The sequence below is a fragment of the Paenarthrobacter sp. NPDC056912 genome, from assembly GCF_042786555.1.
Lineage (GTDB): Bacteria > Actinomycetota > Actinomycetes > Actinomycetales > Micrococcaceae > Arthrobacter.
This window is the reverse complement of record NZ_JBHUCD010000010.1, coordinates 70359-89177: the sequence shown is the minus strand read 5'-3', so window position 1 is coordinate 89177 and position 18819 is coordinate 70359. Positions and strand designations below refer to the sequence as shown.

Genomic DNA, 18819 nt, shown 5'->3' with positions numbered 1-18819 from the left:
TGACTTATATAAGCAGTCTTTGATACTTTGCGGATTGTGCACGCTTTTGACGTATTAGGCGACCCCGTCCGGCGTCGGATCCTCGAACTGCTGGTTGACCAGGAGCAATCCTCAGGTGATCTGTTCACCGCCATCCGGGATGAGTTCGGCATTTCCCAACCGGGTGTTTCGCAGCATCTGCGGGTACTGCGGGAGAGCGGCTTCGTCCGCGTGACCGCCATAGGAACCCGCAGGCTGTACGCCGTCGAAGCCGCGCCGCTCCAAGACATTGACCAATGGCTTCAGCCATTTCGCGACTTCTGGACCCAACGCCTGGACGCGCTCGGCACCGAACTGGCCAGAGGGCGGCGGGATCGCCGCGCAAAAGATTCAACAGATGAGGAATGATCACATGTTCGACATGCTTGAAGAACTCGCAAAAATTCACCGGACCGTAGCCAAGGACCAGGACGCGGAAACAGTGTCGGTCACCGTAAGCCGGGCTTACGACGCAGACCCGGAGGATGTCTGGTCCGCCTTGACCGATCCGGAGCGGTTGCCGCGCTGGTTTTATCCCATCACCGGAGACCTCCGGCAGGGCGGAAGCTATCAACTCGAAGGCAACGCCGGTGGTGAGATTCGGCGCTGCGAACCACCAGCCATACTGCAGGTCACGTTTGGCGGTCCTGAAAGTGTCGTTGATGTGACACTTATCGAAAACGACGGAAAGACCACCGTAGAGCTCAGGCACACAGTCCCGTTGGCAATGGCCGGAAGCGGTGCCGGCGCACTGTTCGTGGGCCCGGGATGGGATGGAGCCATGCTTGGGCTTGGACTGTACTTGCGGGGAGAAGTCGTGGAAGACCCACTGAAGATGGCGAACTCCCCCGAGGTTGTTGAATTCAACCGCGGCTCAATCGAGCAGTGGACGCAGACCGTCGAACTTTCCGGAACGGCAACGTCCGGTCAGATCGCCGGAGGCGTTGCGGCAGCATCGGCACAATTCACACCGGAGGCCTAACCCGGCCTCCCCGGCGGGTCTTGCCATCCCCTGCTGCCGGCTAATACGGTCTCGACTAGCGGTTCCACACCACAAGCGGGAGGTATCTCATGCTCAAGGAAGTCGCTGAGGGCGTCCTGGTTCACGAGAGCGAGTTCATCCAGAGCAATTCCGTTGTTATACAGGGCACGGATGGCGTGTTGCTCATTGATCCAGGCATCACGTCTGCCGAAATGGCGGACCTCGCAGATGACCTTCGAGCGATGGGCCAGCGCGTCGTGGCAGGGTTCTCTACGCACCCTGACTGGGACCACGTGCTCTGGCACGCGAGCTTCGGAGACCCGCCCCGCTTCGGTACCGCCCGGTGTGCGGCCTCGATTCACGAGGTATTGTCGCTGGCGGACTGGAAAGCCCGCGTCGCAGAAGGGCTGCCGCCGGAATACGCCGAAGAAATCCCGATGGAACTGCTCGGCCACATTACCGGCCTGCCCGCCGAAACGGCGGAGATTCCGTGGGATGGACCCGCAATACGGATCCTTGAGCATCGCGCCCATGCCCCGGGCCACGCGGCGTTGTTGATCAAGGAGCGAGGTGTCCTCGTTGCCGGCGACATGCTCTCTGACCTCCTGATGCCGTTCCTCGACCTCGACGCCGCAGAGCCGCTGGAAGACTACCTCGCCGCGTTGCGGCTGTTCGAGACAGTGGCCGACGACGTCAAGGTGGTCATCCCGGGGCACGGCTCCGTGGGCGAAGCCGGGGAATTACGAGCCCGGATCACCCAGGATCTCGCCTACGTGCTCGACGTACGGGACCGTGGTGTGACAGAGGATCCCCGCGTCGGCCCGGCGGCCACGCTGGAATGGCTGCCCGATGTGCACAACTGGCAACTCCAACGGCTCGCACAGCGGAAGCAAGAAGAACGCTGACCCCTCACGTAGGATCTTGTGATGCCTCGCCTCATCGTCGACGCCCGGCCCGAAAGCCCGCGCAAGGCTGGCCGCGTCCCACGCACTTATCTGTGGATCGTCGATGGTGAAACCTTCATCGGTTCGCTGGCCATCAGGCACGAACTCCATGAGTACCTCCTCAATGAGGGAGGCCACATCGGCTACAGCGTGAGGCCCTCCGCCAGGCGACGTGGTCATGCAGCGAAGGCACTGGCCGATGCCCTGCACATTGCCCGGGACCTTGGCATTGCTCGTGTTCTCATCACGTGCCACGAAAGCAACGCCGGCTCCCGGGCGACCATCGAAAAGAACGGCGGCATCTACGACGACAGCCGCAACGGCAAGCGCCGCTACTGGATCAATACCGCCTCCTAGTTGTCTGCGACGGCGTCCAGAGCGGCCCGGTTGGTGGGATGGACGGCCTCATTGGCAAGGATGCCGAGGCCGCGCATCCGGTCAATTATGCCGGGCCTGGCACGGCTGAAGGACAAGGTGATGTGGTGGTCATCAAGCCAGAGCTTGAGGGACTCAAAAGTCTCAGCGGCCGTGACATCCACGTCAGTGACCGCTTCGAGGTCGAGAATCAGGTGTTTCACCTCATCCGCCCGCACGTCGGCGATCGTTTGCTTGACCGTGTCGGCAAAGAAGGCGCTGTTGGCAAAGAACAGGGGCGCGGCAATCCGGAGGACAAGAACCCCTGGAGCGGTTGTGGCTCCGACCTGCGCCGTGTCAACGAGCGAGGACTGGGGGCTGCCATCGGAGGCGAGAACATCGATGGGCGGATTCGCGGCCCGCTTGGCGAGGTTGATGAGTGCGAGAACAAACGAAATGAGGATGCCGGGGATCGCACCGATGAACAGCGTAGCGATGAAGCAAGCGGCGCCGATGGCGAACTCGAAGTGGTCGCGTTTCCACAGCATCCCGAAGTCGCGGACACCCAGTAGCGGCAGGATGGCCACCCCCACCACTGCCCCGATCGCGGGCGAAGGAATGTGCTCAAGCAGCGCCGTACCGAATAGCAACAGCAGAAAGGTGCCCGTGGCCGCGACAAGGGTTGGCAGCTGGGTGCGGGAGCCTGATTGGTCCATGGCCGCGGTACGGGACGTCGAAGAACCGACCGCGAAGCTGCCGCCGGCGCCCGCGGCGATGTTTGCCGCACCGAAAGCCAACACATCCCTGTCCGGAACAGTGGAGTAACCGTTCTTCTCGGCGTAGCTCCGGGCGACCAACAGCCCTTCTGCCATGGTGACCAAGGTCAGCGCAATCGCCGAGGGAACCAGCGCGATCCAGGTTCCGCCGTCGAGCACTGGCCAGGTCAGAACCGGCGGCCCGGAATCAACCGGTCCGAGCACCGAAACTCCCGCTTCCTCCAGCCCGGTTGAGACCACCACGGCCGTTGAGGCCACCAGGACGACGAGTGCCCACGGAATGGTCCGGGCAAGGCGGCGTCCCACCAGCAGAATGGCGACCGCAGCGCTGGAAATGAGCAGCGACCAAGGGTTCAGCCCCGAAATTCCGCCTACGAGACCGGCGATCTTTTCGACGAATTCACCCCCGGAGTCGATCTTCACCCCCAGCATCTTGGCGAGCTGGGAGACCATGATGTCCAGCGCGAGGCCGCCGACGAAGCCCACCAGGATAGGCTTCGAAAGGAAATTCGCCAGGAACCCGAGCTTGAAGACCGCCGCAGCCACAAACAGCAACCCGGAAATGATGGCCTGTGCCGTGGCCATGGCCGCGTAGTTGGCGCTGCCTGCCATTGCCAGCCCGCCGACCGACGACGCCACGAGGGCCGCAGCGGCGGCATCAGGGGATGCGACCACCTGCCGCGAGGACACCACCAAGGTGTAGATGATGGCCGGAATCACCAGCGCGTAGAGTCCGGCAGTCGGGGGCAGCCCGGCGATTTGCGCGTAGCCGATATTGAGCGGCACCGCGATGGCGAGCAGGGTCACCCCGGCCAGCACCTCTCGGGTTGCATTCTGCCATGTCAGCCCGGCAAGCGAACGTACCATGATGGATCCTGCCAGGGTTGGGCAATGGTGGACCTGGCCGGCCGGGGCCGGCCTCTGCTGTTGATGAAGGTCATTCTTCCGAAGGCTGCCGGGCTACGCATCACCCGTCCGGGGTGATCGGCATGCGCCCTGCGGCCACACGTCGTCCTGGCCGGCATTCGGGCAGCACCATAAGAGGAAACCTTGGTGTCGGACGGAAGCCCTTTCATCCCCTCCGGATGAGGCGCCGCGAAGTTTGCCAGGCTGAGAATGGAACACAACAGGGGTAGCAGCTACCTGACCGGCGACCACCCAAGGTCCTTCGACAGCAACGGCCGTCGCCACCGGGGACGCCAGTGAGCGAGGAATCAGCATGCCGGAGGATCCGTTACCGTCGTGGCGGGAGGGCTCGCCGAAGTCGGCAATCACCCGCTTCGTCGATGCGGTGGCGACTGGACCGGAGGCAGTTCCTGCCCCGGAACGCATCGCCGTGTTCGACAACGACGGCACCCTGTGGCCCGAAAAACCGATGCCCGCCCAACTGCACTACATCGTAGAGCAGTGGAAGGCGGCGGCCGGACGGGACCCGGGCCTCGCCGACGTCGAACCTTACCGCTCGATCCTCCGCAATGATTTCGGCTGGCTCCAGCACGCCTTCGCGCTCCATGCGCAGGGCCAGGACAGTGAGCTAAGAACAGTCGTTGCCGCAATCACCAAGGAGACATCGTCGGTGAGCGTCACCGAATATGCGGAATCCGTCAGCAGGTTCATGCAGACGGCCAAGCATCCAACGCTCGGCCGATCGTATTCCCGGACCGTCTACCAGCCAATGATTGAACTTTTACGACACCTGGGCGCCAGCGGCTTCACCTGTTTCGTGGTGTCCGGCAGCGACCGGGATTTCATGCGGCCCATTGTTCAGAGTTGCTATGGCATCCCACCCGAACGGGTCATCGGCTCCGCGCTGGGACTGAATTACGACGCCGGAACGGCAGAGGTGAGATACGGCTCGACGTTCGCCTTCATGGACGACGGCCCTGAGAAACCGGTGCGTATCTGGTCAAGGATCGGGCGGCGCCCGCTGTTCGCGGCCGGCAACTCCGATGGCGACGCTCAAATGCTCGACTACACCCTCGGCGGCAGCCGGGGCGCACTTGCGCTGCTGGTGCAACACGACGACGTGGGGCGCGACGACGAACCCTACGAAGCGGGTGCCGAATCGGTCCGGGCAGCAGCGGCCGACCGCGGCATCACGAACGTCAGTATCGCCCGCGACTGGGCACGGGTATTTCCCCTCTAACGAAGGCGAAGGAAGAACAGGATGAACGAGCAGGAGTACGCGTTTCCGGGCGGCTTTCCGACGCCCGCGACGATTGAGAAGGCCTACGAGGCTTCGGACATGATTCGAGCAATCAATTGCTACAAGCACTTTTTTCCCGCGGTCTCAGGGCTCGCGATTCTCGACGGAAATACCGCGGTGGGCATCGTGCCCAATCAGGTATTCGGGACCATGGATACCCGTCCTGCCCAGACCGGGCTGACTTTGAACTCGGATACCCCGTATGGTTCGGTCGTCCTTGACCTTGGCGCCGGGCCGTTGCTGATCGATATCCCGGCTGGACCCATGCTCGGCGCAATCCTCAATGCCGATCAGTCCTGGGTGGCGGACTTGGGTATTCCCGGAGCAGATCACGGGGACGGCGGCCGTTACCTCGTCCTCCCACCGGGGGCGGAAGATCTCGACGCCGACGACGCCATCACGGTGCGGGCATCCACCAGGCATGTCATTGCCGGGCTACGGGCCGTGCCCGTTGACGGGGATGTCAAGCAAGCGATCTCACTGATAAAGCAGACCCGCGTCACCCCTTTTGATCCCGACGCCGCGTGGCGTGAACCGGAGTGGATCGACCTCTCAAGCGGACCCCAGGACACCAGTCCAAACCACGTGCAGGGCACACTGGAATTCTGGAAATCCCTTGTTCGGTACATCACGGACGAGGGCACGGTCGAAGCGGACGGCGTCCATCTGGCCGAACTCGCCGTGCTAGGCATCCGCGCCGGTGAACCGCTGCCAACGGATGCGAGGACGGTCGCGATCCTCACGCGGGCGGCAGTGGAGGCCGACGCGCAAATGCGGGTGCAGTCACTCGCCGACCGCCGAACGGACCGTGTGGCCTGGAACGACCGGCAGTGGGAGTGGGTGAGCCTGCGGCCCGAAAACGCCGGGTTCATCCTCGACGGGCGCCTCGACGTGACAGCGAGGGAGACCTGGTTCTATCAGGCAATCGCCACGTCTCCGGCGATGTTCCGCCGGCAGGCCGGTGGAGGTTCGGTCTATTGGTTCGGTGCCCGTGACGCCGCGGGAGCCTATCTCGACGGCGGACACGGCTACTCGCTTAGCGTGCCTCTGCCGGTCCCGGCGAAACTCTTTTGGTCCGTCACGGTTTATGACGCCCGCACCCGCAGCCAGATCGTGACCAGGCAGGGAAACGCCGCTTTGCGTTCCCTCTTCGAGCTCAAGCATCACTTGGACGGTGGCGAAGTCACCCTCCACTTCGGTCCGACGGCACCACCGGGTTCGGAGGATCGGTGGGTTCAAACCGTCCCAGACGCGGGGTGGTTCGTCTACTTCCGCATCTACGGCCCCGGCGAACAGGCTTTCGATGGAAGCTGGAAACCTGGCGACTTCGTACCCGAAACACCAAGCAACTGAGAGGTAGGGGGATTATCATGGCCACCCACGCACTGAGAGATGTGCAGGCCCGAGCAAGGCACCGCCACGCAGTCGAATCCGCCATTTGGGGAATACCTGCAGTCAACTTCGAGCTGATGCGTGAGGTCATGGGCTCGGGAACCAGCAACGAGTTCGTCTTCTGGTCGCAGCTGCTTGATTGGCGCAACCAGACCCTCACCCCGAACCCCGACCTCATCTACTATCTGGCCTTCTTCGACACCCACGAAGGGCCGGTTGTGGTCGAGATCCCGGCCGAGAGCGAGGGCCAGGCCCTGAATGGTTCGATCTGCAGCCTGTGGCAGGTTCCGCTGGAGGATGTTGGCCATTTCGGTGTCGACCAAGGGCGCGGCGGGAAGTATCTGATCCTCCCGCCGGAATGGGACCAAGCCGTGCCAGAGGGCTACACCGTCCTGCCCTGCGAGACGTACCGGAGCTACGCCCTGCTGCGCTCAGTCCTGGCCGAAGGCACCCAAGAAGCGCTGGACAAGGGTCTTGAGTTGTGTCGCCGGATACGGGTTTACCAGCTCAGTGAGGCCGATAATCCCCCTGAAACCCACGCCCGCGACCTGCAGGGCACCATCGTAGATACCACCATCCCCTACGACCTGCGCTTCTACGAACTCCTGCATCGCGTCATCCAGGACGAACCCCTGCTGGCCCGCGACCGGCCTTTCGCCGAAATGCTCAACAGCATCGGCATTCGCAAGGGGGAAAGTTTCGATCCCTCTCCCGAAGATGCCGTGTTGCTTCAAGAAGCCATCACTGAGGCCCATGCCTGGCTGAAAGCAAGCTACGAGGAAGGGTTCGAGCAGTTCTTCCCGGGCAGCCAGTGGTTCTTCCCGGCAGGGCGGGACTTCACGGACGGACAACGGGACGGCTTCGACGCCCATCCCGAGGCCTACCCGTACCTCAACCGCGGCGTGGTTTATCACATGGCTTTCATCGGTATCAGGCGCCTTGGCATCGGCCAGTTCTACCTCGTCGACCTCCGTGACGGCGATGGCGAAACCTTTCTGTCCGATCGAAAGTATCGAATGCGCGTGCCCGCCAACGTGCCGGTGTCACAGTTCTGGTCAGTAACGATGTACGACGCCGACACCCACGCCTTCATCCGCGGCAACAGCAAGTACTCCGTCTCCTCGCAGACTCCCGGCCTGACCTCCAACGACGACGGCACCGTGGACATCTACTTCGGCCGCCATGCCGAACCCGGCCAGGAGGCAAACACCATCGAGACCGGAGACTCCGAGCGGTTTGAGCTCATGTTCCGTTTCTACGGTGTGGGCCAGGAGGTCATGACGAAGCAATGGGCGCTCAGCGACGTCATGCGCATCGCAGGGCAATCGGAAACAGAAGCGTGACGGGCGTGCTGATCTGCGCAACCTGCGCAGTGGAACGCGACGAACCTGCCCCCGAGGTCTGCCCGATTTGCGACGACGAGCGGCAGTATGTGCCCGAGGAGGGTCAACAGTGGATCACACTGGACAAACTCACGGACGCTGGACAGGAGATCTTGTTCACGGACAATGAGCCGGGGCTCATCGGGATGAGGACCGAGCCCAAAGTCGGAATCGGCCAGATCGCCCAGCTTGTGGTGACACCCGAGGGATCGCTGCTTTGGGATCCGGTGGGATTCGTCGATGACACTGCTGTGAAAAGAGTCCTGGAGCTGGGCCCGGTGCTGGCGATCGCGGCCAGCCATCCACACATGTTTGGGGTGCAGGTTGAATGGTCGCGTCGGCTCGGTGGCGTTCCGGTGCTCGTCGCGGAACCCGACCGGCGATGGCTCGGGCGCGCTGATCCGAACATCGTCTACTGGTCCGAGAGCAAGTCCATTGCAAGTGCGTTGACCCTCTACCAGACCGGCGGGCATTTCCCGGGAAGCGCGGTAGTGCACTGGCCCGCAGGAGCCGGCGGCAAGGGTGTTGTGTTGAGCGGTGACAGCGTTTTTCCTAATCCGGACCGCCGCTCCATCGCGTTCATGCGCAGCTACCCTAATCACCTGCCGCTATCAGGCTCCGTGGCATTACGAATTGCCGCGAAACTGGACGAGCTGGCGTTCGACCGGATCTACGGCAACTTCAACAACGTCATCGCCTCCGATGCGAAGGCCGTGCTGCAAGAATCGGCCCACAGACACGCTTCCTGGGCACGTGGGGACTACGATCATTTGACCTGATCACCACGTGCTCCTCAGCTGTCCGGCGGGGACCCGGTGGCGTCGTCGTAGATCGCCACGAGCCGGTCAAGGAACGCCTGCACTGTGGCGCGTTCCGGGGCTGACAATCCAGAGACCAGGTCCTCGACGCCTTCGATCATCGGGAGGACGCGTTCGAAGGCCTGGTCCGCTGAGCTTTGGGCTGCCGTGACAACCAGCTTCCGCCCGTCAGAGGGGTGCCGTTCGCGTCTGATGTGGCCCGCGTCTTCGAGCCGGTTGAGCACCAGTGTGGTAGCCGCCGTCGAAATCCTCAGACGCCTGGCGAGTTCGGTGGGGTGGCCGGTCCGGTGGCGATGAGGTGGTCCATAGCTTCAAGTCCGGCAGCATCAACACCCAGCTCTGAGGCCAGATACCGCTCGAATCGCTGCTGCCTTACAGCCAGTTGCTGCACCCGCGCGCGAGGTCATGGATCTCCTCGATTCGACAATCGTCAACGTCGCTGGACCGGACCTGGAACGATCCCTCGGGGCGTCGGCGCTCGGACTTCAGTGGGTCATCGGCGGATACGCCCTGACGCTCGGTGCCGGACTGATCCTGGGCGGCCGACTCGGGGACCGGTTTGGTCGCCGCCCCATGTTCCTGGCCAGCCTTGCGGCCTTCACCATCGTTTCAATGCTCTGTGCCCTGGCGCCTGGCATCGAATGGCTCATCACTGCCCGGCTGGTGCAAGGCGTCGCCGGTGCCATGCTGTTGCCGCAGGGTCTAGGCCTCCTGCGGGAGAACTTCGCCGGCAAGGAACTGGCAAAAGTGTTCGGTATCTTCGGTCCTGTACTTGGCCTGGGTGGTATTTTGGGTCCGCTCATCGGTGGCGGCCTCATCGAGGCCAACCTGTTCGGGCTCGGTTGGCGCACGGTGTTCCTCGTCAACGTGCCCATCGGGCTTGCTGCCCTTGTGGTGGCCTGGCGGATCCTCCCCCGCCGGGCCGGCGATAAGACAGTTGGTGTCGACGCCATGGGCGCGACCCTCATCGTCGCTTCTTCTGCCCTGCTGGTGCTGCCACTGAACTTCGGGCAAGAACAGGATTGGCCGCTGTGGACATGGGTGAGCATCGTCGCGGGCCTCATTGGTTTCGTTGCCTTCGCGAGGCAGCAGCGAGCCGCGTCCGGGCGCGGACGCACGCCGCTGGTGGTTCCCGGGATCTTCTCCCGCCGGGCCTATACCCTGGGCCTGGCCGGCATCGCCCTGTACTTCAGCGCCCTCATTGGCACGCAATTGGTCTTGACCCTGTTCCTGCAGATCGGCCAGGGCTTCACCGCTGGCGAGGCCGGATTGGGAAACCTGCCCGTCGCTCTCGGCACCGCGATCGGCGGGGCGCTCAGCGGGGCGTTCCTCGCCGAGCGACTCGGACGCGCAGTGCTCCAGATCGGCGCTGCCGTGCAGCTTCTCGGAGCTGCAATCCTCTGGGTTGAACTCGGCAATGGCTCCATCTTTGATATCTGGCAGATCGTCCCGGGTATTGCCGTAGCTGGCATAGGATCGGGCCTGGTCGCGAGCTCGATTGGAGTGGCCGTGTTCGGTTCGACCTTCTTCTCCGCCATTGCCTCCGGTTCGCCGGCCGATGCTTTCCGCAGCACCTTGCTCATCCAGGCCGGGCTGCTCCTCGGCTTCTTCGCACTCTCCTTCCTGTTCCCCCGAAACGGCCGGTCAGATACCCATGGCAGCGAAACCAGCAACGACGCCCCTACGAGATCGGGGCCGGAGTTGGTCGCCGGAGCAGATCAGCATTAGGGAGGAGTTCAGCCAGCTGCGGCGGACTTCACCGCCGGCGGAGTGAGGGTGTGGGCGGTGCTCGCCGCCGCAGCCGCGTAGTCGATCAGAGTGGGCTTCGCTATGCGGTGCCGGCCCATGAGGAACGCGAGCGCGATACCCAGGGCACACCAGATGCCCATTGCGAGAGCCGAGAAGGACAGGGCTGAGGCCAGGGCGTCGGCCGTATCACTACCGGCCGCAACGCGGTTGGTGCTGACCGACGAATATATCGACGCGACGATCGCTGTCATGACTGCGGCACCGACGTACCGCGCCATGTTCGAGATACCGGACGCAGCACCTACCTCGTTCGGCGGAACGCTCGATGTGGAGATGGACGACGCCGGCCCGTTCTGCAAGCTCATCCCCGCTGCGACTCCCAAGAGCGGCAGCACGAAGAGCGCGTAGCCCCAGGAGGCATCCACGGCTGTGAGGAGCACGAACGATGCCGTCATGATGATGAAGCCCACCGCGATGGTGATTCTCGCTCCGATCCGGGCCACAACTGGTGTGATCATCGGTGCGAGAACCACGGCCACGGCTGCCACCGGAAGCGTTGCGAGGCCTGCTTCCAGCGGAGGCAGGCCCAGGGTCGCCGGGTCCTGGAAATAGAGGCTGACGACGTACATGATGGCGTTGATCGTGCCCGAGCCCAGGAGGATGGCGATGGTTGCTCCCACAAGCGCGGTGTTGCGGAGCAGGGCAAGGTCGAGAAGCGGCGCCTTCACATGCTTCTCAACGAATACGAAGGCCACAGTGGCCGCGACGGACAGTGCGAAGCATCCGATCGTCGCCAAGGATGCCCACCCCCAGGCAGAGCCATTGGTCAGGGCGAAGATGATGGGCGCCAGGATGACGGCGATCAGGATAGTGCCGGCGAGGTCGATCGAACGGATACGGTTCGGATCACGTGATTCCTGCACGGAACGAAGGGTAATGGGGATGCAGACTGCGGCGATGGCGGCGTCGATCCAGAACAGTCCCTGCCACCCGGTGGTTGAAGCAAGGAGCCCGCCGATGAGAGGACCTGCGGCAGCGCCGATAGCGGATGCCGCACCCCACAACGTGACGGCCCGCAATTGCTGCGAGCCCGTGTTGTTCGCTGCGATGAGGCTCATCCCGCAGGCGAGGATGGTCGCTCCCGCGGCACCCTGGATGCATCGCCCGGCGATGACAAGGCCACCATCCTGGGCGAGGGCAATCATGACGCACGAGGCGATGAACAACACGAGCCCCAGGACGAAGACAAGACGCCGTCCGAAGACATCGCCGAGCGCGCCCGATGTGACGATGGTGGCCGCACCCACCAGCGAGTAGCCCGTAACAGCCCACTGGAGGGTGTCCACGGGCGTGCCGGTGTCAGCCGAGATCGCCGGGAGGAGGATCGTGACCGCGGACGTGTTCGCGTTGACGACGATGGCCGAGACGCACGTGACGATGAGTACGCCGAGGGCAACCTTCCCCGCGGACGGCCCGGAGTTCATACAGCCCCCAACCGCAAGAGCAGGAGCGTCTGGGCCGCGATCATCCTCTCAATCTCGCCGGGGTCAACGGACTCGTTCGAGGCATGAATGTTCGCTTCTGCCGTGTCCTCAGCACCCCACAAAACTATCGCCGCGTCCGGAGCGGCCTTCTGCAGGGAAGCGATAAGCGGGATCGACCCTCCCGAGCCGATCGACTCGACGGGGGCGCCGTACACGTCCTCAAGGGCCTGTTCGGCCGCCGCTATGGATGGGGCGGACATGTCCACCGCAAATGGATGACCGGTCTTGACCTTCTCCACTTCAACGACGCAGTTCCACGGCCGCTGCGCCCTCAGGTGGCTCATGAGGGCATCAAGCTGGGCTTCGGCATCAGCGCCGGGAATGACGCGCATGGAGAGTTTCGCCTTCACTGAAGGCAGGAGCACGTTTGATGCCTCGGCAGTGTTCGGCAGGTCCATTCCGAGCACGGTGACTGACGGCTTGGCCCATATGCGGTCTGATAGCGACCCCGTGCCGAGATAATCGACTCCTTCGAGGATCGTCGACGCCGAGTGGTAGACGTCGGCGTCCATCCCGGCACCTGGCCATGTGCCGGCGTCGACGCCTTTGATGACGGTATCGCCGTTCTCGTCGTGCAAGCCGTCAAGGATGCGGATCATCGCCGTCATGGCATCGGGAGCAGCACCGCCGAACAGTCCGGAGTGGACGGGGCTGCCGAGTGTGCGGACCGTGACCGTGCATGCGACATCCCCGCGCAGGGCTGTTGTGAGGGTGGGGCGTCCCACGGACTGCGGACCCATGTCGGCAATCACGGCGACGTCGCAGGCGAAGCGCTCCGGGTTGGCCTCCACGAAGTCCTCAAGGTGCGAGATGGTTTCCTCTTCACCCTCAATGAGGAGCTTCAGGTGGCACGGCAACCGGTCGGCCAGGAGCAGGAGCGTACCGAAATGGATCGCGAGGCCCGACTTGTCGTCGGCGGAACCGCGGCCATAAATGCGGCCGTTCTCTTTTGTGGTGGGCTCGAAGGGATCTGTGTCCCACCCTTGTTCGGCCGGGGCCGGTTGGACATCGTAGTGTGCGTAGAGAAGGACAGTGGGAGTGCCATCCGGGCCTGGCAGGTCGGCGTAGACACACGGATAGCCGCCAGGGACATCCAGCAGCTCGACGTCCTCGGCGCCTGCCTCCTTGAACAGGTCCACCACTGCCTGGCCCATCCGGTGCACGGGCACAGGATCGAAGCCCGGGAAGGCGACCGATGGAATGCGCACCAGCTCGGCGTGGCGTTCCAGTACCTTGGGCATGATCGCCGCGGCCGCAGCGGTGATCTGGTCGGTGTCATTCATTCGGATACTTCCTCTCGGGGCAATCAGTGCACGAAAAGCTGGATCAGGAGCCCTGCGACGACTGTGGACACCCAGGCCACCACCATGGGGATGGTGAATGAATGCCACACAGGAACTTGGGATAGCCGGGTGGAACCTGTGAGGTCGGTTTCGACCACAGCGATCTGGGAACCGTTGGCGGGGAAAAGCCACACGCCCACCAAGGACGGCCACATAGCCGTGCTGACGCCCGGGCTGAGCCCGGCGGCGAGAGCGATCGGGATGATCGTATTCGTCGTCGCCGATTGGCTCGTGGTCAGGCCGGCCACCAGGAAAAGGACCACCGCAAGCAGCAGTGGCGCCACATCGATCAAGGCTCCCAGCGGCTTGATGATCGTCTCTTGGTTGGAGCTGATGAAGGTGTCAGCCATCCAGGCGATACCGAAGAGCGCGATCGCTGCAACGAAGCCGGATTTCAGGAGCGACTGATCGACGATGACCGCGGGCTTCACACGGCGCACCAGGATGATGACCAGTGCGGCCGTGAACATGACCATCTCGATCACAGGCGACATGCCGATCGGCTCCAAAGCACCGTCGGTTCCTGTCGGGAACGATGGGCGCAATGCCGGGAGGAGCCCGAGCAAGACGACAAGAAAGGTTGCGCTCAGGAAGATCCACGCCGCCGTAGCTCCGCCCTTGGGGACAACGTGCGTGACCGTCGCCGTGGCGGACCTCGCGGCTGATACGGTGGGCTGCTCCAAGGTGCCTTCACCACTGCCGGTTGCCGGATCCGTTCCCGTGCCCCCCTTGGCTTCGAGCACGGCCGGGACCTCGACCCTCCCCTCCTCAACACGCTTGAGGAACACGGGGTCATCCAAGAGCTCCTTGCCCACACGCTGTTGGACCAATGATGTGACGAGGCACGCAACCACCGCAGACGGGATGGTGATCGCGAGGATCTTGATAAGGGAGAACCCGCTCGGTTCCATCAAGACCAGGTAGGCCGCCATTGCCGCAGACACGGGACTCGCCGTGATTCCCAGCGCCGAGGTCACGGTTGAGGCCGCCAGAGCCCGCTCGGGCCGCTGCCCATTGCGGTACGCGGTCTCGTAGATCACGGGGATCAGGGCGAAGTAGATGTTGCCTGTTCCTGCAAGAACGGTGAAGAGGAACGAGACGAGCGGGGCCACGTAGGTGAGGCGTCGCGGGTTCCGTTGGATGATCTTCGAGGCGATGGCAACGAGGTAGTCAATGCCCCCTGCAGCCTGCATTGCCGCGGAGGCTGTGATGACGGCGATGATGATGAAGAACGCATCGACCGGAGGCGAACCAGGAGCCAGACGGAACACGAAAACCAGCATCAGAGTGCCGGCGACACCCCAGAGCCCCAGACCGACACCGCCGGTCCTCACGCCGAGCACGATCGCCCCAATCACGACGCAGGCCTGCAGGATGACGAATACGGCTTCCACGGGCATCTCCTTGGCTAGTAGGGTCTTCCAGATCGGCGGCTCCGGCGCATCCCCCTCATCTCACGACGGCCACGTGACCCCCTTGCGATCCATAGCCGACGGGCACAATCGGCCCCTCCCGGGACGGAAAAATAGTTGCCAGCTCGCCGCGATGCGGTCAGTGTAGCGCCGCGTGTGGGCGTGGTGAACCGCCCCGGACTGCCATCACCGGGATTTCATCCTTTACGGATGAGACGGATGAAAGCCTCGGCGTTGGCCGCGGATCAGTGGTTTTGAGCTCCGGCGGGAAATTCGCGCGGTCACCATCCGCCGTTTCCTCGAAGGCAGGGGGAGCGCCGGAACTGCGAGACGCCGCTGAGGTATTTCACGGAGCCGCGGACTCGCTGCGGACCATCGGCGCATCCCAGTCGATGTGGTGGCGATAGACCCAATCGAAGTTGTCGGCCGCTTTGCGGGCAAGTGAGCGGAAAACGAGCTTCAGCACGAGGTCTTCGAACACTCTCTTGAATTGGCCGCGGATCTTGGGGGCGGCGTTCCGGCGTCCCCATTCCACCACCAGTTCCGCCCGGCTCCGGCGTTCGTCCTCATAGCGTGACAAAGCGCCGGGAATGTCGCCGGCCTCGACGCCGCGCAACGATCGCCCGAGAACCACAGCGTCCTCGATTGCCATGGACGCACCCTGCCCGGACGATGGCGATGCCGCATGGGCGGCATCTCCCACCAGCACCAGTGCGCCGCGGTGCCAGCTGGGAATGCCGGGAAAGTCGGAGGTGGTGTACGGCCGGATGATTCCGTCAGTGGCGGCGATGATCTTGGCCATTGGCGTGTGGTCCCCGGCCACGAGATGCGTCAGCCAGGACTTGCGGGCGCCGTGGTCCAAGGCGGCCGGATCCTCCGAAGACCGCTGAAGCGGGTTGGCAAACCACCAGATCCTGCCCTCCGGATCCTGCATATAGCAATAGAAGCAGCGCTTGCCGAAGACCATCTTCATGCGGCCTGGTTCGATGTCCACAAGCTCCGCCGGAAGCACCCCGGACTCAACGATTCCTCCGGTGTTAAGCAGGGGGATGTTCCGTGGAGCCGGGGATGAGGGGTCGATGACCGGCCGCACGGCCGAGTGGAGGCCGTCGGCGCCCACAACAAGGTCTCCGCGCGCGGAGGTGCCGTCCGCGAAAACGGCCGTGACGCCGTCGGGCGCTTCCTTCACCCCAGCGAGCCGCTTGCCGTACTCGATGTGGATCCCGCGGCGGCTGGCAGCGTCGCGGAACATGCCGTACAGCTCGGAGCGAGTCATGGTGCGCGCGGTGGTGCCGTCCGGGAGCGATCCGCCGTAGTCAAAGTCGATGAGGTGCTTTCCCGTGCTGCCCAGATACATGGACATCTGCGGGGTGCTGAAGCCCAGGGCGGCGGCGGCGTCCTTGAGTTCGAGTGTCTCCAGGGCATCGAAGCCGTTGACGGCCACGGTGAGGAATCCGCCAATGCCGTCCGACGGCTCGCTGTAGGCCTCGAAGACAGTGGCGTGGTGGCCCGCCTTCTGCAACGAGATGGCGGCTGCGAGCCCGGCTATTCCGGATCCGATGACTAGGCAGTTCAGCATGATGGGCTCCACAATTTATTTCGTTCGGTTAAAAGAAATATATGTCCGAGCCCAAGCGTCGTCAATCCTTTCGGCGAAACGAAATAATTTGCTAGCCTCGAAGGGTGGAGAAAAAACCGGGCGACAACCCCAAGCGCCAAGAATTGCTCGAGGCCGTCTATTCCTCGGGGCGGGAGCTGTCGACAGCGGCGGTCATGTTCCATGCAAAGTTGTCCGAGCTGCGCGGACTGTCCGCAACCGAGGGTAAGGCAATCGACATCCTCCTGCGCTTCGGACCAATGACCGCGGGGGAATTCGGCGAACACTCCGGGCTGGCCCCAGCCTCGGTCACGGGCTTGATGCAACGGCTCGAGAGCAAGGGCGTGGCTCGCCGGGTCCGGCACGACGGCGATAAACGGAAGGTCTTGATCGAGCTGGTCGGTGACCAGGTGGCCGCAGCAATGCCCTACTTTGTCGACTTCATGGGCGGCTTGGCCGGCCTGCTGGAGGGGTACAGCGACGACGAATTGCGTGTCATTGCGGACTTTTCGGCCAAAGCCGCGCGGATTCAGCAGGACGCGGCGGTGCGGCTGGATGCCGCTTCCGGTGGCAACAAGCACGACGACGGCGGCCGCGCGCCGAACCCGCGGTAGCCCAGATCACGCGGGTTGTTCCTTCGCCCCTCACGCCTCCCCAAGCCACATCTGTGGCGCGAGCCACATCCATACCCATCCTTTTCATGGGCAGCGTCGAATTACTGGTGTCCCTAATCTTGGGATGGAACACCGCCCTCCCGTTAGAGGAGATTTTCCAATGAACAAGACACTTCGCCTCATGGCAGTTCCGACCCTGGCTTTGGGCGCACTGGCCCTTTCCGGGACCGCGGCGATGGCCGCAGACAGTTCTTCCTATCAGGCCACCCTCGGCCAACTCAACGGCAGCACCGGCGCCGGCAGCATCACCGTCGATGTCACAGGCAACCAGGCACATGTCGTACTAAACGTCTCGGGCATGCCAGCCACCTTCATGGACGCCCCGTACCCACACGTCCAGCACATCCATGGAGGAGCCCAAGGCGTCTGCCCGGCGCCTTCTGCCGACAAGGACGGCGACGGCGTCATCTCCACTACCGAGGGCGCCCCGTCCTACGGCGGAATCGTCACCACGCTTTCCACCAGCGGTGATACCAGCCCGGCCGCAGGGCTGGACCTTAAGGTCGGCGGCCAAGGCGCCGCGTACACGGTTGACCGAACATTCGAGCTGAACGCCGATACCAAGGCCGCCTTGGAAGCGGGCACCGCCGTCGTGGTCGTCCATGGTCTTGACCCCGCCACGTTGAGCGCGGCAGGGCAGGCCGCGAAGTCCGACCTCGCGCCGACCCTTCCACTGGCGGCCACTTCGCCTGCCCTCTGCGGGACCTTGAAGGCCGGGCAAATGAAGATGCCCACAGGTGGCGCGGACACTGGCATCACCCAACAGGCAGGTAACGATGCCGGAGCAATCGCCCTGGGTGGCGGCCTGGTACTGGCAGCAATCGCAGGCGGCGCCTACGTGGTCCGGCGCCGTAACACCGGATCGGTTGCCTAAGCACAGGCTGACCGGAACATTACTGTGACAACCACGAAAACCGACTACCGCAGAGGCCTGCTGGTGTCCGCGGTGGTCGGTTTTCTACTCCTCACCGGCTGCGCACCATCACAAACCGAATCTGCCAACGCCCCTGGTGCCGAAGCCACGTCCGCCCCCGCACCATCCACGGCTCCGGCGACCCCGCCAGCATCGCTTTCGCCGCCCACGGTCCAGGCAGTTCCGGGAGAACCGCTTCCCGCAGTAATGACCACCTCTCGTCCAGCCACCTTGGCAATCCCCGCAATCGGGGTGCGCACCGAGTTGCTGGAACTGGGCTTGCGGGACAACGGTTCCCTGGAAGTACCCCAAGACACAGGCGACGGAGCGCCCGCAGGCTGGTACAAGGGCTCCCCCACCCCGGGCGAACGCGGACCGTCCGTGATGCTCGGCCATGTGAACGCTTTGGGCGGACACGCGGGAGTCTTTGCGGACCTGCAGAAACTCAGGGCCGATGACGAGATCACCGTGACCCGGGCCGACGGCAGCACGGCTGCCTTCACCGTGTACCGTTCAGCCCTTTACTCCAAGGAGTCCTTCCCCACTGTGGAGGTCTACGGGAACACCGAGGGATCCGAACTGCGCCTGATCACCTGTGACGGCTACGACCCCGCCACCGGATTGTTCGACGACAACTACGTCATTTTCGCCAAACTCAGCATCTGACCGGCCGCCCGGCTGTCGCCCAAGGCAGAACGGAAAAGGATGGACACGA

18 protein-coding genes are annotated in these 18819 nt (G+C 63.6%); 12 read left to right on the top strand and 6 right to left on the bottom strand.

The window, feature by feature from the left end; translation table 11 throughout:
• Nucleotides 1-36: 36 nt before the first annotated feature.
• The 4 genes from ACFRJ9_RS12625 to ACFRJ9_RS12610 all read left to right on the top strand — a co-directional run bounded on the left by ACFRJ9_RS12625 (nucleotide 37) and on the right by ACFRJ9_RS12610 (nucleotide 2301).
• Nucleotides 37-387 (top strand): ArsR/SmtB family transcription factor, encoded by a 351-nt coding sequence (locus tag ACFRJ9_RS12625; RefSeq protein ID WP_377668275.1) that lies wholly within the window; start codon nucleotides 37-39, stop codon nucleotides 385-387.
• Nucleotides 377-1000 carry an SRPBCC family protein gene (locus tag ACFRJ9_RS12620; RefSeq protein WP_377668273.1) on the top strand — a complete coding sequence of 208 codons (624 nt, stop codon included), beginning with the start codon at nucleotides 377-379 and terminating at the stop codon, nucleotides 998-1000. Before ACFRJ9_RS12625 ends, ACFRJ9_RS12620 begins: the two co-directional genes overlap by 11 nt.
• 89 nt (nucleotides 1001-1089) lie before the next feature.
• A complete protein-coding gene (locus tag ACFRJ9_RS12615) occupies nucleotides 1090-1905 on the top strand; it encodes an MBL fold metallo-hydrolase (protein ID WP_377668271.1) in 816 nt (271 codons plus the stop codon).
• Between the two features lie 21 nt (nucleotides 1906-1926).
• The gene (locus ACFRJ9_RS12610) at nucleotides 1927-2301 is read left to right on the top strand and encodes a GNAT family N-acetyltransferase (protein ID WP_377668269.1); all 375 of its coding nucleotides are present in this window, start codon (nucleotides 1927-1929) and stop codon (nucleotides 2299-2301) included.
• Here ACFRJ9_RS12610 and ACFRJ9_RS12605 read toward each other — a convergent pair.
• Nucleotides 2298-3941: a SulP family inorganic anion transporter gene (locus ACFRJ9_RS12605; RefSeq protein ID WP_377668266.1), complete on the bottom strand. Its 1644-nt coding sequence runs from the start codon at nucleotides 3939-3941 to the stop codon at nucleotides 2298-2300. The genes ACFRJ9_RS12610 and ACFRJ9_RS12605 overlap by 4 nt on opposite strands.
• 352 nt (nucleotides 3942-4293) lie before the next feature.
• On the opposite strand from ACFRJ9_RS12605, the gene ACFRJ9_RS12600 reads away from it, so the two are divergent.
• The 4 genes from ACFRJ9_RS12600 to ACFRJ9_RS12585 are packed head-to-tail and all read left to right on the top strand — an operon-like array spanning nucleotide 4294 to nucleotide 8833.
• Nucleotides 4294-5220 carry an HAD family hydrolase gene (locus ACFRJ9_RS12600; RefSeq protein ID WP_377668264.1) on the top strand — a complete coding sequence of 309 codons (927 nt, stop codon included), beginning with the start codon at nucleotides 4294-4296 and terminating at the stop codon, nucleotides 5218-5220.
• 21 nt (nucleotides 5221-5241) lie between these two features.
• Nucleotides 5242-6633, top strand: coding sequence for a DUF1214 domain-containing protein (locus ACFRJ9_RS12595; protein WP_377668261.1), 1392 nt, complete (start codon nucleotides 5242-5244; stop codon nucleotides 6631-6633).
• A gap of 17 nt (nucleotides 6634-6650) precedes the next feature.
• Nucleotides 6651-8015 carry a DUF1214 domain-containing protein gene (locus tag ACFRJ9_RS12590; RefSeq protein ID WP_377668259.1) on the top strand — a complete coding sequence of 455 codons (1365 nt, stop codon included), beginning with the start codon at nucleotides 6651-6653 and terminating at the stop codon, nucleotides 8013-8015.
• 5 nt (nucleotides 8016-8020) lie between these two features.
• Nucleotides 8021-8833, top strand: coding sequence for a hydrolase (locus tag ACFRJ9_RS12585; RefSeq protein ID WP_377668257.1), 813 nt, complete (start codon nucleotides 8021-8023; stop codon nucleotides 8831-8833).
• Nucleotides 8834-8847: 14 nt separating this feature from the next.
• On the opposite strand, the gene ACFRJ9_RS12580 is transcribed toward ACFRJ9_RS12585, so the two are convergent.
• The gene (locus ACFRJ9_RS12580; RefSeq protein WP_377668255.1) at nucleotides 8848-9096 is read right to left on the bottom strand and encodes a MarR family winged helix-turn-helix transcriptional regulator; all 249 of its coding nucleotides are present in this window, start codon (nucleotides 9094-9096) and stop codon (nucleotides 8848-8850) included.
• Nucleotides 9097-9277: 181 nt separating this feature from the next.
• Between ACFRJ9_RS12580 and ACFRJ9_RS12575 the strand changes: the two genes are divergently transcribed.
• Nucleotides 9278-10600 carry an MFS transporter gene (locus ACFRJ9_RS12575; protein ID WP_377668252.1) on the top strand — a complete coding sequence of 441 codons (1323 nt, stop codon included), beginning with the start codon at nucleotides 9278-9280 and terminating at the stop codon, nucleotides 10598-10600.
• An 8-nt stretch (nucleotides 10601-10608) separates the two neighbouring features.
• Here the strand turns inward: ACFRJ9_RS12575 and ACFRJ9_RS12570 are convergent, their stop codons facing one another.
• The 4 genes from ACFRJ9_RS12570 to ACFRJ9_RS12555 all read right to left on the bottom strand — a co-directional run bounded on the left by ACFRJ9_RS12570 (nucleotide 10609) and on the right by ACFRJ9_RS12555 (nucleotide 16499).
• On the bottom strand, nucleotides 10609-12105 hold the full coding sequence (locus ACFRJ9_RS12570) for an MFS transporter (protein WP_377668250.1): 1497 nt from the start codon (nucleotides 12103-12105) through the stop codon (nucleotides 10609-10611).
• On the bottom strand, nucleotides 12102-13448 hold the full coding sequence (locus ACFRJ9_RS12565) for a M20/M25/M40 family metallo-hydrolase (RefSeq protein WP_377668248.1): 1347 nt from the start codon (nucleotides 13446-13448) through the stop codon (nucleotides 12102-12104). Before ACFRJ9_RS12565 ends, ACFRJ9_RS12570 begins: the two co-directional genes overlap by 4 nt.
• 23 nt (nucleotides 13449-13471) lie before the next feature.
• Nucleotides 13472-14902 carry an anaerobic C4-dicarboxylate transporter gene (locus ACFRJ9_RS12560; RefSeq protein WP_377668246.1) on the bottom strand — a complete coding sequence of 477 codons (1431 nt, stop codon included), beginning with the start codon at nucleotides 14900-14902 and terminating at the stop codon, nucleotides 13472-13474.
• Between the two features lie 364 nt (nucleotides 14903-15266).
• On the bottom strand, nucleotides 15267-16499 hold the full coding sequence (locus ACFRJ9_RS12555) for an FAD-dependent oxidoreductase (protein WP_377668244.1): 1233 nt from the start codon (nucleotides 16497-16499) through the stop codon (nucleotides 15267-15269).
• A 104-nt stretch (nucleotides 16500-16603) separates the two neighbouring features.
• On the opposite strand from ACFRJ9_RS12555, the gene ACFRJ9_RS12550 reads away from it, so the two are divergent.
• From ACFRJ9_RS12550 to ACFRJ9_RS12540, 3 genes are all read left to right on the top strand, one after another.
• Complete coding sequence (locus ACFRJ9_RS12550; RefSeq protein WP_377668242.1) at nucleotides 16604-17131, top strand: MarR family winged helix-turn-helix transcriptional regulator; 528 nt, start codon at nucleotides 16604-16606, stop codon at nucleotides 17129-17131.
• Nucleotides 17132-17291: 160 nt separating this feature from the next.
• On the top strand, nucleotides 17292-18065 hold the full coding sequence (locus ACFRJ9_RS12545) for a hypothetical protein (protein ID WP_377668240.1): 774 nt from the start codon (nucleotides 17292-17294) through the stop codon (nucleotides 18063-18065).
• A gap of 24 nt (nucleotides 18066-18089) precedes the next feature.
• Nucleotides 18090-18770, top strand: a complete 681-nt coding sequence (locus ACFRJ9_RS12540) for a sortase domain-bontaining protein (RefSeq protein WP_377668238.1) — start codon at nucleotides 18090-18092, stop codon at nucleotides 18768-18770.
• Nucleotides 18771-18819 lie beyond the last annotated feature (49 nt).